Genomic DNA, 12344 nt, shown 5'->3' on the forward strand with positions numbered 1-12344 from the left:
TCAGGAGACTTCGCATGACCTATCGCGCACCCGTGGACGAGCTTCGTTTTAGCCTGGTGGAAGTTGCCGCCGTTGATGTGCTGAAAGCTACCGGTGCCTTTCCCGAATTTACCGATGACATCACGGTCGCAGTCCTTGATGAGGCCGCCAAGCTGGCCAATGACGTGCTCGCCCCGCTCAACAAGGTTGGCGACACCGAGCACTGCAAGCTCGCCGACGGTGTCGTCACGACGCCGACCGGTTTCAAGGACGCCTATTCGAAATTTGTCGAAGGCGGCTGGCAGGGCCTGCAATTCCCGACCAAGGTCGGCGGCATGGGTCTGCCGCGCGCCCTCGGGGTTGCGACGCTGGAAATGGTGCAATCGGCCAATATGGCCTTCGGCCTCGGGCCCATGCTCACCTATGGCGCGATCGAGGTCCTGCTGGTGCACGGCACGGATGAACAGCGCGAAACCTATCTGCCCAAATTGCTGAACGGCGAATGGTCGGCGACGATGAATCTGACCGAGCCCCAGGCCGGTTCCGATGTCGGCGCCCTGCGCACCAAGGCCGAGCCGAATGGCGATGGCAGCTGGGCCGTGTCCGGCCAGAAGATATTCATCACCTGGGGCGAGCATGATTGCGCCGACAACATTATCCACCTCGTGCTGGCGCGCACGCCGGGCTCGCCCGCGGGCACCAAGGGCATCTCGCTCTTCATCGTGCCGAAATTCCTCGAGGATGGCAGCCGCAATGGCGTCAAGGCGATCGGGCTGGAGCACAAGCTCGGCATTCACGGCTCCCCGACCTGCACCATGGAATATGCCGGTGCCAAGGGCTGGCTGATCGGCGCAGAGAATGCCGGCATGAAAGCCATGTTCACGATGATGAATTCGGCCCGGCTCAATGTCGGCGTCCAGGGCGTCGGCATTGCCGAGCGCGCCTATCAGCAGGCGCTCGCCTTCGCGAAGGACCGCAAGCAGGGCAAGGCGATCGACGGCAAGGGGCCTGGGCCGCACGCCATCATCCAGCACCCCGATATCCAGCGCTCGCTGGCGATGATGAAGTCCAAGATCGCCGCTGCGCGCGCCATCTGCATGGCCTGCGCCGTCGCCGCCGACATGTCGGAATATGCCGAGGATCCCGAAGAACGCGCCGCCGCCAAGCGCCGCGAGGAATTGCTGACCCCGATTGCCAAGGGCTGGTCAACGGATGTCGGCGTCGAGGTTGCTTCGATGGGCATCCAGATCCATGGCGGCATGGGCTATATCGAGGAGACCGGCGCGGCGCAGCATTTGCGCGATGCCCGTATCGCCCCGATCTATGAAGGCACCAATGCGATCCAGGCGATGGACCTGGCCGGCCGCAAGCTCAACATGCAGGGCGGCGCCGCCTTCACCGAACTCTATGCCGATATCGAACAGACGATCGAGGCCTGTTCCACCTCAAGCCATCCCGACCTGCCCCTCCTGGCCGAACGGCTCGAGGAAGGTCTCGACTCGCTGCGTGAAGCCGCGACCTGGCTGGCCGAAGCCGACCCGGCCGACGCGCTGGCCGGTGCCACGCCATTCCTCACCCTGGCCGGTGAAGTCGTGGGCGGCTGGATGCTCTGCATCGGTGCCGTCTCCGCGCGCCGCCGCCAGAAGGACAAGCTCGGTGACCCGGTTTTCGCCGCTCAGCGCATCGCCCTGGCCGGCTTCTATTGCGAAGCCGTCCTCACCCTGGCGCATGCCCGGGTCGACGACATCACCATGGGCGTCGAAATGATCAGCGATGTCGGGTTCGGGGTGGATTGAGGGAGCGGTTCGCTCTCGGGACACGTACCGGTCCCGGGGCCGGGAGCATGCCCCCTGTCCAATCCGGGCGTGGTATTGTCAGGGGCGATTGGTGGTGCGGGGGGCGTCCGTCAGCTTGGCCAAATGTCCGGGCAAATCGCTACGGACATGTAGAATATCGACGAACACCACCATGTCTTCTGCATCGATGAAGACGAGAAAATGCTCGCCGCAGCGCGTGAAACGCAAGTCTTCCGGCAGGTCAGGGTCGACGAGTTCGCGGCACGGGCGGGAGTGTGTAGTTCCTGCAGCGATGCCCCGGCAGTGATCGATCAGGTCCTGTTCGTAACTGGCGGCCTGTAACGGGCCGAAGTGATCGATGGTCCAGCGCGCGATGTCGAGCGTGGCCGCCTCGGCCTGCCGGGCAAGGCGCCAGCTCCTGGGCATCAGTCCTGGTTGCGGGCGGCCTTGAAGGCACGCCTCAGAGCGTCTTCGCCGCTGCCCTCCGCCAGATATCCGGCACGGGCCTCTTCGACGCCCCGCCGCAGGCGCTCGCGGGTTTCATCAAACTCTGTCTCGTCGCGTTCGAGCAGGCGTAGCCCTGCCCGCAGGGCTTCGGACGCGTTCTGGAAGCGGCCGGTCGCCACGAGGCGGTCGACAAGTTCCGACTGGGCATCGGTCAGGACGATGTTTCGTGTTGGCATCAGGGGCTCCGCAGTCTCATTGGCAATATATGCCAGCGGGAAGAGGGATCAAGTGGCGCCAAAAAAAGCGGGGACACGCAGACCATTTTCCAGCACCTCATCTCCTGAAAGGCGCGATCTCCTTCAAAACCCAACCGCGCCGGGCGCACCCATCCCTGAAACCCTTGCCAAGCAGGGCGCCAGGCTGGACTTGTCTCGTCAAGGGCGCGGGAGCGCCGCTGCGCGGTCAGGACCCTTGACGAGACAAGTCCAGCCTGACCGGTTGCCGGCATGGTTCTCAGGGCTGGTCTTCGCTCTGCATTAGATGGCGAGTGTCCCCATTTTTTGTCCCCATTTTTTCCGTGGGCCTCGCAGCGCGCCTGCACCCGGGGCAACCGGTGCACGGCAGTGTGCCGGCCGGGCTTGAGGCCGGCCGGCTTGGGAATGCCTATTCGTCGTGAATCGCGTCGTCGAGCGCTTCGCCGGCATCCTGGATGTCCTGGCCGGCTCCCTTGAGGGTCTGGCAGGAGGCCAGGAAGAGGCAGCTGAATACAATCATGACTAAGATACGCATGGGATTCTCCGATGGAGGCGTGATCGCCGCCGTTTGAATTGTGACACGAAACTGGAGGCAATCCGCTTGAGGGCCAGCCATGCAGGCAGGCCCCCGGCCGCTTCCATCAACGGTCTTGAGACGGGCTGGTCTGTTGTGATCAGGCGTGGCTGACGCGTCAGGCGCGCCGGACCAGGCCGAGCAGAAGCAGGACGGCGATGGCGCCGACTGTGGCGCCGATGATCGCGCCGACAATGCCGTGCAGGGCAGCAATGCCGAGCAGGCCAAACAGCCAGCTGCCGACAAAGGCGCCGACAATGCCGACGGCGATGTTTCCGAACAGGCCGAAGCCATAGCCCTTGACGATGAGGCCGGCGAGCCAGCCGGCGACGGCACCGATAACGAGCCAGACGAGTAATCCGGTAAGCGTCATGTGATTAGGCCTTTCAACAGGTTGGTGAGGTCCATCCCGGATTGTGCGGCCGCTTTTGAAGCCGTGCCAGGGATTTGGCGCGGGGCGGCCGGGGCGCACCTCAAGCTTTCATTGTGCGTGGCGTTGCACAAACAAGCAAAGCAAATCGGTTGTGTCAGGCTTCTGTTTTGACGCCCCGGCTCACGCTGGGACCCGGCGCGGCGGGGCAGGGGCAAGGGGCAGGGCGGGCCGGAACGGCGCGCCGCTCCTGTCCGGCCGTGTCAGCTCTAGACCCAGTACCCCTCGGGGTCGGCATTGCCGCGCCCGTCGACCAGGCGGATCAGGCCGACGACGGAGCGGATCAGGATCCACAGCCAGACCAGGCCATAGCCGAGAAAGCCGAAGGGAGAGAGGATCAGCGTCATGATCAGGCCGGTGCTGGCGATGATGCCGAAGATCGCCACCCAGAAGGTGCGAATCTGGAAGACGTAATGGGTATTGAGCCAGCCGGTGCCGTGTCCTTGCGGGCATAGGCAATGATGACGGCGATCAGCGTCGTGACGCCGATGATATTGCCGAGCAGGATCAGGACATAGCCCAGCCCGGCCATCAGGCGTTCGTCGCGATCAGCGCTGCGGTCGGTTTCGGGCTCGAGAATGGTCTGGGACATGGGGGTAAACTCCTTCAATTGGCATAATCCCAGTTGCGGGCCGGGAGGCCAAGGGGGAATGCGGTCGCAGCTATCCCCATGGCGCTGGTGCGGTGTCGCCGGCAGGGTGCGACCGTGATGTCACGCGCGGGGGCAAATCTTCACCTCAGGGTTTCACGCCCTTGGTTACGCCCTGTTTTCGGCGTATGCGGCAGACAGAACGGATTTCAGGATGCTTCAGGCATGATTCAGGCAGTGCAGATCTGGATGCGCGATCATGGTGCGCTGGCCCTGCTGGCGGGCGGGATGGCAATTTATATCGTCCTGCTGGTGCTCGACCTGTTTGTCGGCTGGCGCTTGGCCTATCCTTACAATCTGCTCTGGGTCGTACTGGTCGCGATCCCGGCAGCGGGTGTGGCATTGCTGTATCTGCAGACCTGCGAAGACGGCGAGGATGACCGTCCTGTTGAAGGGGAATGAGATGAGCTTGATCGTAACTATGTCCGACACGGTGCCCGGTCGCGAGATCGACAGGGTTGTCGGCGTCGCGCGCGGCAATGTCGTGCGGGCCCGCTTTTTCGGGCGTGATTTCGTCGCCGGTCTGCGCAATCTGGTGGGCGGCGAAGTGCCGGAATACACCAAGCTTCTCTCGGAGACCCGCGAACAGGCCCTCGACCGCATGGTGCGCCATGGCGAGGAACTGGGCGCCGATGCCATCATTACCTTCCGTCTCGCCACCTCGACGGTGATGGAAGGCACGGCTGAAATTCTCGCCTACGGAACTGCGGTGAAACTGAAATGAATCCTTTGCTTAAACGCCTGGCAGGCCGGGCCGCCGATGAAATCGTCGAGACCGCCCGCTTCCTCGTCGGGGTCGCTGCCGTCTGGCTCGGCCTCGTGACCTTTGGCTTTGCTGCTTTCCACATTCCGTCGGAAAGCATGCAGCCCTCGCTGGAAGTCGGCGACCGCGTGCTGGTGTCGAAATGGGCCTATGGCTATTCGCGGCACTCGCTGCCGCTCGGCATCGGCTACATGCTGCCGGATAACTGGAATGCCCGCCTGGCCTGGTCCGAGCCGCACCGCGGTGATGTGATTGTCTTCCGCGATGAGCGCCAGTCGCCGCCGCGCAATCTGATCAAGCGCGTTATCGGTGTCGCCGGAGATGTCATCGAAGTGCGGGGCGGCCGGCTCTATATCAATGGCGAAGCGCCGCCGCGCGAGTTGGAGGATATCCGCAATTATCGCGAACATCCCTCCCAGCGCGTCCAGACTGTGACTCATTATACCGAAATCCTGCCCGGCGATCGCGAACATCCGATCTACGAGCGGGACGACAACCATGAACTCGACACCTATGGCCCGGTGACAGTCCTGCCGGGAACCGTGTTTGTCATGGGCGACAATCGTGATGCTTCACGCGACAGCCGTGCAACACCTGGTCCTGGTCTGGTACCACTGGAGAACGTCGTCGGACGCGCGGAAACGGTGTTGTTCACCTTCGCCCGTTGCCGCCGCGAAGAGGGGCTTTACTGCCCGAGTGGCCGGGTCTGGCAGGGTTTGTAGGATGAGCCGTCTGGAAGGGATTGCCCGGCGCCTGCCGCGCTGGGCACGTCATGGTCTTGGCGAAGCGCGCGATGCCGTGCGCTTCCTCGCCGGTGTCGCGGGCCTGTGGTTCGCGATGACTTCTGTGGCTTTCGCTTTCTTCTACATTCCCTCCGAAAGCATGCAGCCGACACTCGAGGTCGGCGACCGGATCCTGGTGTCGAAATGGGCCTATGGCTATTCGCGGCACTCGCTTCCGCTGGGCCTGGGCGACCGTCTGCCCGACGCCTGGGACGGGCGGCTGGGATGGGCCCGGCCGGAGCGCGGCGATGTGGTGGTGCTGCGCGATACGCGCCAGAACCTGACCCTGATCAAGCGCGTCATCGGTCTGCCGGGCGATGAAATCGCCATGCGCGATGGGCGGCTGTATATCAATGGCGAGGCCGTGGAGCGCGAACTGATTGATATGCGCACCTACCGGCAATTCCACGGCTATCCGGAAATCGTCGAGGTCGCGCATTATGTCGAGACACTGCCCGGCGGTTTCACGCATGAGATCTACGAGCGCGATGATCGCCAGTATCTTGATGAATTCGGCCCGGTCATCGTACCGGCTGATCGTATCTTCCTGATGGGGGATAATCGCGACAACTCAACCGACAGCCGTGCAGCTGACGGGCCGGGCTTCGTGCCCCTGTCGCATGTGATCGGCCGCGCCGAGACCGTGCCCTTCACTTTCGCGCGCTGCCGCGAGGAGCCGGGGCTGTATTGCCCGGCGGGCCGGGTCTGGCGCGGGCTGTAATAGCGCTCTAACCTCCCGTCCAGACAAACAGATCGGGAGAGCGCCATGAGCCTCAAGAACAAGACGATATTCATCACCGGCGCCAGCCGCGGCATTGGCCTGGCGATTGCCGAGCGCTGTGCCCGCGATGGCGCCAATATCGTCATCGCCGCCAAGTCGGACACCGAGCAGGCCAAGCTTGAGGGCACGATCCACTCGGCCGCCGAAGCGGTCGAAGCGGCAGGCGGCAAGGCGCTGGCGGTCAAGTGCGATATTCGCGACGAAGCCCAGGTCGAGGCCGCTGTTGCCGCTGCGGTCGAACGCTTTGGCGGTATCGATGCGGTGATCAATAACGCCTCGGCGATCTTCCCGCGCGGCACGGCCGACGTGCCGATGAAGCGCTATGACCTGATGCACCAGGTCAATGGCCGCGGCACCTTCATGGTGACGCAGAAATGCCTGCCCTGGCTGGAGAAGGCGGAAAATCCCCACATCATCGCCCTGTCACCGCCGCTCGACATGCGGCCGATGTGGTTCGGCCCGCACGTCGCCTATACCAGCGCCAAATACCAGATGAGCCTGTGCATTCTCGGCTGGGGTGAGGAATTCAAGGGCCGTATCGCCGCCAATGCGATCTGGCCGCGCACCGCTGTCGCGACCGCCGCGATTTCCAATGTCCTCGCCAATGACGAGGCGATGAAATCCTGCCGCAAGCCGGAAATCCTCGCCGAAACGGCCTATCGCGTCCTCAACAAGCCGGCGGCCAGCTTCACCGGCAATTTCCTGATCGATGACAGCTTCCTCTGGGCCGAGGGCGAGCGCGATCTCGAGCAGTACAGCTATGAGCCCGGCATCGAGCTTCTGCCTGATTTCTTCGTGCCTGATGACGTGCCCGCGCCTCCGGGCGTGAAGATCATGGATGTGTCGCTGGAGCATTGAGGCCTGGCGCCATCTGCCCGCCGTCTGGCCAGGTCCGCATCGGGCCTGTGCCAACCGGTCTTTTGTCACTACGGTTCGCAGCCGTGTGAGTTTCAGAGCAGACAGACCCCATGAGAACACTGGTCATCGACAATCCTGCCAGCCGCATGCACCGCGTCCCGCCGGGCCATCCGGAACATGAGGGCCGCTATGTTGCCGTGCGCGATGCCCTCGCGGCACTGACGGACCCGGTCTGGCATGAGGCACGGCCCGCCAGTACGGCCGCCGTCGAACGGTTTCACACCGGCGACTATATCGAGAGCATTCGTGCGGCCTGTCTGACGGCGGAACCGGCACAGTGGGTATCGCTCGATCTGGACACCAAGGTCTGCCGCGAATCCTGGGACGCGGCGCTGGCGACGGCGGGGGGCGCGATTGATGCGGTCGACCGCATCATGGCCGGCGAAGCCGATGCAGCTTTCTGCCTCGCGCGTCCGCCCGGCCATCATGCCGAGCCGGACCGGGCGATGGGTTTCTGCCTGTTCAACGCGATCGCGATCAGTGCCTTGCATGCGCTTGAGGTGCACGGCCTGACTCGCGTGGCGATCGTCGATATCGACGTCCATCATGGCAATGGATCGCAATGTCTGGCCGAGCTTGATGGCCGGGTGATGTTCGCCTCCCTGCACCAGTCTCCGCTCTATCCGGGGACAGGCAGTGTTGGTGAGACAGGTCTCAACGGCAATGTCGTCAACGTGCCCCTGATGGCCGGAACCGCTGGCGCTGACTGGCGCGAGGCCTTTCGCCAGCAGGTGCGACCGGCGCTCGAGGCCTTTCATCCACAACTGATTTTCGTCTCCGCAGGCTTTGATGCCCATGAGCGCGATCCGGCCGGGGGCCTGGCCCTGATGGAGGACGATTTCGCCTGGGCGGCCGGCGAGCTGGCGTCGCTGGCGGCAGAATTTGCGTCTTCGCGGCTTGTCTCGGTGCTGGAGGGCGGATACGACTGCCCCGCGCTCGGCCGCTCGGCAGCTGCCTTCGTGCAGGCCTTGGTCGAGGCATGATTACTGGTCAGGCCGGTGGCGAAGGGGCGCACCAGCTGAGCGTGTCGGAGCCCACCTGCCAATTCATGTCCAATTCCGAAATCCAGCCATCCCCGTCCAAGCCGGGACCGATCACCATTGCCCGGCACGGCCAACCTGATGCCGATCGTACAGCCGTGCTCGACTGGCGCGGGTATGAGGCCTGGTGGGACGACGTCTATCAGCCTGCCGGCCTGGTCGAAGGCCAGTCCGTGCCGGCCTGTCTGACCGCCGCTGCCAATGAGGCGCGGACCATTTTTGCCAGCACGCTGCGCCGGGCGATCGAGACCGCGCGGACTGCCGCACCCGGTCGCGACATCATCATTGATGCCCGTTTTGTCGAAGCCGAATTGCCACCACCCGCGATGCCGGGCCGTTTCATGGCCAAGACCTGGGGCGTGTTTGCCCGGTGTTCCTGGTGGCTGGGTTTTTCGCGCGGCCGCGAGAGCCGCAAGGACGCAGAGGAGCGGGCAGCCCTTGCCGCCCGCACCCTGGTGGAGGCGGCGCAGTCCGGCCCTGTCCTGCTGTGCGCGCATGGATGGTTCAACCGGATGATGCGGCCACATATGCGTGCGCTCGGCTGGCACTGCGTGCGCGATGGTGGCGACAATTACTGGACCTCACGGCGGTACGAATACCGGCCGCGCTAAATTGCGCAATTGCCGCCCGGCGGGTGGCTGCCTATGTTGCGAATCCTGCAGGAGAATTGTGATGCCCGACACCGCGAACGCCGATATCGAGAAAATGAGCTTCGAGCAGGCGCTTGCCGAGCTTGAGGCGATCGTGAAACAGCTTGAATCGGGTGAAGTCGAGCTCGAGCGTTCCATCGCCATTTATGAGCGTGGCGCCGCCTTGCGCGCCCATTGCGACGGCAAGCTCAAGGATGCCGAGCTGAAAGTCGAGAAAATCGTTCGCGGCGAGGACGGCCGGCCGGCGCTGGAGCCGGCGGGGCTGGACTGAGGCCGCATGACACGCATTCATGGCGGTGAACCAGACTCTCCGCCCGTATCTTCCGCGCTGTCTGAAGGGCTGACATCAAGCCGCTGAGATGGCAAGGGAGGCAGGATTTACATCGCGTCGGGGCACACTGTGTGCGCTGGCGAGCGATGGCACCGGGCGAGGACCATGACGACTTTCGAGCAACGCCTGAACGAGGCTGCAGACCGGGTTACCGTGGCGCTCGACGCGCTGCTTCCGCGTGCCGAGGGCCCCGAGAGCCAGCTCAATTCAGCGATGCGCTATGCCGCCCTCGGCCCTGGCAAGCGCCTTCGCCCTTTTCTGGCGATGGAATGCGGCCGGCTGGTCAATGCCGATGAGCGCGGTTTGCTGCGTGTCGCCTCGGCCCTGGAATGCATTCACGCCTATTCGCTGATCCATGACGACTTGCCATGCATGGATGATGATGACCTGCGCCGTGGCCGCCCGACTGTGCACCGCGCCTATGACGAGGCGACGGCCGTGCTGGCGGGCGACGCCCTGCAGGCGGTTGCCTACGAGATCCTGGCCCACCCCGATACCCATAGCCGCGGCAGCGTCCGTGCGCGCCTGGTCGAGCGGCTGTCGCGCGCCAGCGGGCCCTATGGCATGGTCGGAGGGCAGATGATCGACATCCTCGGCGAACGCCAGGAACTCGATATTTCGATCGTTACCCGCATGCACCGAATGAAGACCGGGGCGCTGATCAGCTATGCGGCGGAGACGGCCTTTATCCTGCGCGAGGTCGAACCTCACATCCGCCGGGCGCTTGAAGGATTTGCCCATGATCTCGGCCTGGCTTATCAGATAACGGACGATTTGCTCGACGCGACCGGAGATGCCGCCGACACAGGAAAGGCGGTCGGCAAGGATGCCGGTCAAGGAAAAGCCACCTTTGTCACCATTCTGGGTGTGGAGGGCGCGCTGGATCGTTCGCAGCATCTGGCTGCGCAGGCGAAGGATCACCTTGAACCGTTTGGCGCACGGGCAGACATTCTTAGAGAAGCGGTTGATTACGTCCTCACGCGCCGCTCCTGAAAGGCCGGAAATTTCATGACCCCCAGTACGCCCAATCTCGACCGGATCACGACCCCTGCCGATCTGAAGAACCTCGATCGCGACATGCTGCGGGCGGTGGCGGACGAGTTGCGCGCGGAGACGATCGATGCGGTTTCCGTAACGGGTGGTCATCTCGGTGCCGGGCTGGGCGTGGTCGAACTGACGACCGCCCTGCATCACGTGTTTGAAACGCCGAAGGACATCCTGATCTGGGATGTCGGGCACCAATGCTATCCGCACAAGATTCTCACAGGCCGCCGCGACCGGATCCGCACCCTGCGTCAGGGCGGCGGGCTGTCAGGCTTCACCAAGCGCTCGGAAAGCGAATACGACCCGTTCGGCGCCGCCCACGCCTCGACCTCGATCTCCGCAGCGCTGGGCTTTGCCGCAGCGCGCGATCTGAAGGGCGAGACCAATAACGTCATTGCGGTGATCGGCGATGGCTCGATGTCGGCCGGCATGGCCTATGAGGCGATGAACAATGCGGGCGGGCTGGACAAGCGCCTGATCGTCATCCTCAACGATAATGACATGTCGATCGCGCCGCCGGTCGGCGCGATGAGCCATTATTTTGCCCGCCTGGTTTCCTCCAAGAGCTATCGTTCCCTGCGCAAGATCGGCAAGGGCGTCGCCAAGGCCATCGGCGTTGAAGGCCCGGCCCGCAAGGCCGAGGAATACATGCGCGGCATGGCGATGGGCGGAACCCTGTTCGAGGAAATGGGCTTTCGCTATGTCGGCCCGATCGACGGCCATGATCTCGACCAGCTCGTGCCCGTGCTGCGCAATATCCGCGACGGCGATGACGGGCCGGTCCTGATCCATGTCGTCACCCAGAAAGGCAAGGGTTATGCCCCGGCCGAGGCAGCCGATGACAAGTATCACGGCGTCGCCAAATTCAATGTCATCACCGGCGAGCAACAGAAACCCACGGGTGGCCCGGCCTCCTACACCAAGGTTTTTGCGCAGCAATTGATCCGCGAAGCCGAGAGCGATCCGCGTATTGTCGGAATTACCGCGGCGATGCCGGCGGGGACCGGCCTTGACCTGTTCGCCGAGCGTTTTCCTGATCGCTGTTTCGATGTCGGCATCGCCGAACAGCATGCCGTCACGTTTGCCGCCGGCCTTGCCGCCGATGGCATGAAGCCGTTTGCGGCGATCTATTCGACCTTCCTGCAGCGCGGTTACGACCAGGTGGTCCATGATGTGGCGATCCAGGGCCTGCCCGTGCGCTTTGCCATCGACCGGGCTGGCCTGGTTGGTGCCGACGGGGCCACACATGCCGGCTCCTTCGATGTCGGCTATCTCGGCGCGTTGCCGGGCATGGTGCTGATGGCTGCAGCCGATGAAGTCGAACTGGCGCGCATGGTCGCGACGGCGGCTCAGATCGATGACGGCCCCTCGGCCTTCCGCTATCCACGGGGCAATGGTCTTGGACTGGATATGCCGGCGGTGATCGAACCACTCGAAATCGGCAGGGGCCGCATCGTACGCGAAGGCACAAGTATAGCGCTTCTGGCGCTGGGAACCCGGCTCGAGGAAGCGTTGAAGGCTGCCGACACGCTCGCCGCGCAAGGCTATTCCACGACTGTCGCCGATGCCCGCTTCGCCAAACCGCTCGACGAGGATCTCATCCTGCGTCTTGCGCGGGAGCATGAGGTGCTGGTGACGATCGAGGAGGGTGCCCGTGGCGGCTTTGGCGCCTTCGTGCTCCAGCTTCTCGCCGAGCGCGGTGCGCTCGATAACGGGTTGAAGATCCGGACCATGACCCTGCCTGACATCTTCCAGGATCATGACGCTCCTTTCGCCATGTACGACACGGCGGGGCTCAATGCCCGGCACATCGCGGCGACAGCCCTCGGCGCAATCGGCCGTGACCGGGACCTGGCCAAGGTTGCAGTCGCGCCGATGCTGGCGGAATAGGGCGCGCGGGACAGGG

17 protein-coding genes are annotated in these 12344 nt (G+C 63.9%); 11 read left to right on the forward strand and 6 right to left on the reverse strand.

The genetic code is table 11. From position 1 onward, the window contains the following. Positions 1 to 14 precede the first annotated feature (14 nt). Entirely contained in the window at positions 15 to 1775 is a 1761-nt protein-coding gene (locus ACN0YF_RS06495; RefSeq protein WP_417493767.1) for an acyl-CoA dehydrogenase, read from the forward strand. Positions 1776 to 1853: 78 nt separating this feature from the next. Here the strand turns inward: ACN0YF_RS06495 and ACN0YF_RS06500 are convergent, their stop codons facing one another. From ACN0YF_RS06500 to ACN0YF_RS06525, 6 genes are all read right to left on the reverse strand, one after another. Further along, entirely contained in the window at positions 1854 to 2201 is a 348-nt protein-coding gene (locus ACN0YF_RS06500) for a type II toxin-antitoxin system RelE/ParE family toxin (RefSeq protein ID WP_417493768.1), read from the reverse strand. Continuing rightward, positions 2201 to 2458 carry a type II toxin-antitoxin system ParD family antitoxin gene (locus ACN0YF_RS06505; RefSeq protein WP_417493769.1) on the reverse strand — a complete coding sequence of 86 codons (258 nt, stop codon included), beginning with the start codon at positions 2456 to 2458 and terminating at the stop codon, positions 2201 to 2203. The genes ACN0YF_RS06500 and ACN0YF_RS06505 overlap by 1 nt, the downstream gene beginning before the upstream one ends. A gap of 427 nt (positions 2459 to 2885) precedes the next feature. Next, a complete protein-coding gene (locus ACN0YF_RS06510; RefSeq protein ID WP_417493770.1) occupies positions 2886 to 3011 on the reverse strand; it encodes an entericidin A/B family lipoprotein in 126 nt (41 codons plus the stop codon). A 157-nt stretch (positions 3012 to 3168) separates the two neighbouring features. After that, complete coding sequence (locus ACN0YF_RS06515; protein WP_417493771.1) at positions 3169 to 3423, reverse strand: GlsB/YeaQ/YmgE family stress response membrane protein; 255 nt, start codon at positions 3421 to 3423, stop codon at positions 3169 to 3171. A gap of 266 nt (positions 3424 to 3689) precedes the next feature. Beyond that, on the reverse strand, positions 3690 to 3827 hold the full coding sequence (locus tag ACN0YF_RS06520) for a hypothetical protein (protein WP_417493772.1): 138 nt from the start codon (positions 3825 to 3827) through the stop codon (positions 3690 to 3692). A gap of 2 nt (positions 3828 to 3829) precedes the next feature. After that, a complete protein-coding gene (locus ACN0YF_RS06525; protein WP_417493773.1) occupies positions 3830 to 4072 on the reverse strand; it encodes a hypothetical protein in 243 nt (80 codons plus the stop codon). A 222-nt stretch (positions 4073 to 4294) separates the two neighbouring features. On the opposite strand from ACN0YF_RS06525, the gene ACN0YF_RS06530 reads away from it, so the two are divergent. The 10 genes from ACN0YF_RS06530 to dxs all read left to right on the forward strand — a co-directional run bounded on the left by ACN0YF_RS06530 (position 4295) and on the right by dxs (position 12328). Beyond that, positions 4295 to 4531 carry a hypothetical protein gene (locus tag ACN0YF_RS06530; RefSeq protein WP_417493774.1) on the forward strand — a complete coding sequence of 79 codons (237 nt, stop codon included), beginning with the start codon at positions 4295 to 4297 and terminating at the stop codon, positions 4529 to 4531. Between the two features lies 1 nt (position 4532). Next, positions 4533 to 4853: a YbjQ family protein gene (locus ACN0YF_RS06535; protein WP_417468818.1), complete on the forward strand. Its 321-nt coding sequence runs from the start codon at positions 4533 to 4535 to the stop codon at positions 4851 to 4853. Then, positions 4850 to 5614 carry a signal peptidase I gene (lepB, locus tag ACN0YF_RS06540; protein WP_417482621.1) on the forward strand — a complete coding sequence of 255 codons (765 nt, stop codon included), beginning with the start codon at positions 4850 to 4852 and terminating at the stop codon, positions 5612 to 5614. Before ACN0YF_RS06535 ends, lepB (ACN0YF_RS06540) begins: the two co-directional genes overlap by 4 nt. Before the next feature lies 1 nt (position 5615). After that, entirely contained in the window at positions 5616 to 6395 is a 780-nt protein-coding gene (lepB, locus tag ACN0YF_RS06545; protein WP_417482620.1) for a signal peptidase I, read from the forward strand. Between the two features lie 45 nt (positions 6396 to 6440). Further along, positions 6441 to 7313 (forward strand): SDR family oxidoreductase, encoded by an 873-nt coding sequence (locus ACN0YF_RS06550; protein WP_417493775.1) that lies wholly within the window; start codon positions 6441 to 6443, stop codon positions 7311 to 7313. A 110-nt stretch (positions 7314 to 7423) separates the two neighbouring features. Beyond that, complete coding sequence (locus tag ACN0YF_RS06555; RefSeq protein WP_417493776.1) at positions 7424 to 8356, forward strand: histone deacetylase family protein; 933 nt, start codon at positions 7424 to 7426, stop codon at positions 8354 to 8356. A gap of 65 nt (positions 8357 to 8421) precedes the next feature. After that, complete coding sequence (locus ACN0YF_RS06560; protein WP_417493777.1) at positions 8422 to 9024, forward strand: histidine phosphatase family protein; 603 nt, start codon at positions 8422 to 8424, stop codon at positions 9022 to 9024. A gap of 61 nt (positions 9025 to 9085) precedes the next feature. Beyond that, a complete protein-coding gene (locus tag ACN0YF_RS06565; RefSeq protein ID WP_417482616.1) occupies positions 9086 to 9334 on the forward strand; it encodes an exodeoxyribonuclease VII small subunit in 249 nt (82 codons plus the stop codon). Positions 9335 to 9499: 165 nt separating this feature from the next. Beyond that, entirely contained in the window at positions 9500 to 10387 is an 888-nt protein-coding gene (locus ACN0YF_RS06570; protein ID WP_417482615.1) for a polyprenyl synthetase family protein, read from the forward strand. 15 nt (positions 10388 to 10402) lie between these two features. After that, complete coding sequence (gene dxs, locus ACN0YF_RS06575; protein ID WP_417493778.1) at positions 10403 to 12328, forward strand: 1-deoxy-D-xylulose-5-phosphate synthase; 1926 nt, start codon at positions 10403 to 10405, stop codon at positions 12326 to 12328. Positions 12329 to 12344 lie beyond the last annotated feature (16 nt).

This window comes from Maricaulis sp., from assembly GCF_048270265.1.
Taxonomy (GTDB): domain Bacteria; phylum Pseudomonadota; class Alphaproteobacteria; order Caulobacterales; family Maricaulaceae; genus Maricaulis.

Bases quoted from the DNA above. Each gene is read 5' to 3' on its own strand.
- ACN0YF_RS06495 (WP_417493767.1), top strand. From the start codon at position 15: ATGACCTATCGCGCACCCGTGGACGAGCTTCGTTTTAGCCTGGTGGAA.
- lepB (WP_417482620.1), top strand. From the start codon at position 5,616: ATGAGCCGTCTGGAAGGGATTGCCCGGCGCCTGCCGCGCTGGGCACGT.
- ACN0YF_RS06520 (WP_417493772.1), bottom strand. From the start codon at position 3,827: ATGACGCTGATCCTCTCTCCCTTCGGCTTTCTCGGCTATGGCCTGGTC.
- ACN0YF_RS06555 (WP_417493776.1), top strand. From the start codon at position 7,424: ATGAGAACACTGGTCATCGACAATCCTGCCAGCCGCATGCACCGCGTC.
- ACN0YF_RS06510 (WP_417493770.1), bottom strand. From the start codon at position 3,011: ATGCGTATCTTAGTCATGATTGTATTCAGCTGCCTCTTCCTGGCCTCC.
- ACN0YF_RS06550 (WP_417493775.1), top strand. From the start codon at position 6,441: ATGAGCCTCAAGAACAAGACGATATTCATCACCGGCGCCAGCCGCGGC.
- lepB (WP_417482621.1), top strand. From the start codon at position 4,850: ATGAATCCTTTGCTTAAACGCCTGGCAGGCCGGGCCGCCGATGAAATC.
- dxs (WP_417493778.1), top strand. From the start codon at position 10,403: ATGACCCCCAGTACGCCCAATCTCGACCGGATCACGACCCCTGCCGAT.
- ACN0YF_RS06500 (WP_417493768.1), bottom strand. From the start codon at position 2,201: ATGCCCAGGAGCTGGCGCCTTGCCCGGCAGGCCGAGGCGGCCACGCTC.
- ACN0YF_RS06565 (WP_417482616.1), top strand. From the start codon at position 9,086: ATGCCCGACACCGCGAACGCCGATATCGAGAAAATGAGCTTCGAGCAG.
- ACN0YF_RS06530 (WP_417493774.1), top strand. From the start codon at position 4,295: ATGATTCAGGCAGTGCAGATCTGGATGCGCGATCATGGTGCGCTGGCC.
- ACN0YF_RS06535 (WP_417468818.1), top strand. From the start codon at position 4,533: ATGAGCTTGATCGTAACTATGTCCGACACGGTGCCCGGTCGCGAGATC.
- ACN0YF_RS06525 (WP_417493773.1), bottom strand. From the start codon at position 4,072: ATGTCCCAGACCATTCTCGAGCCCGAAACCGACCGCAGCGCTGATCGC.
- ACN0YF_RS06515 (WP_417493771.1), bottom strand. From the start codon at position 3,423: ATGACGCTTACCGGATTACTCGTCTGGCTCGTTATCGGTGCCGTCGCC.
- ACN0YF_RS06505 (WP_417493769.1), bottom strand. From the start codon at position 2,458: ATGCCAACACGAAACATCGTCCTGACCGATGCCCAGTCGGAACTTGTC.
- ACN0YF_RS06570 (WP_417482615.1), top strand. From the start codon at position 9,500: ATGACGACTTTCGAGCAACGCCTGAACGAGGCTGCAGACCGGGTTACC.
- ACN0YF_RS06560 (WP_417493777.1), top strand. From the start codon at position 8,422: ATGTCCAATTCCGAAATCCAGCCATCCCCGTCCAAGCCGGGACCGATC.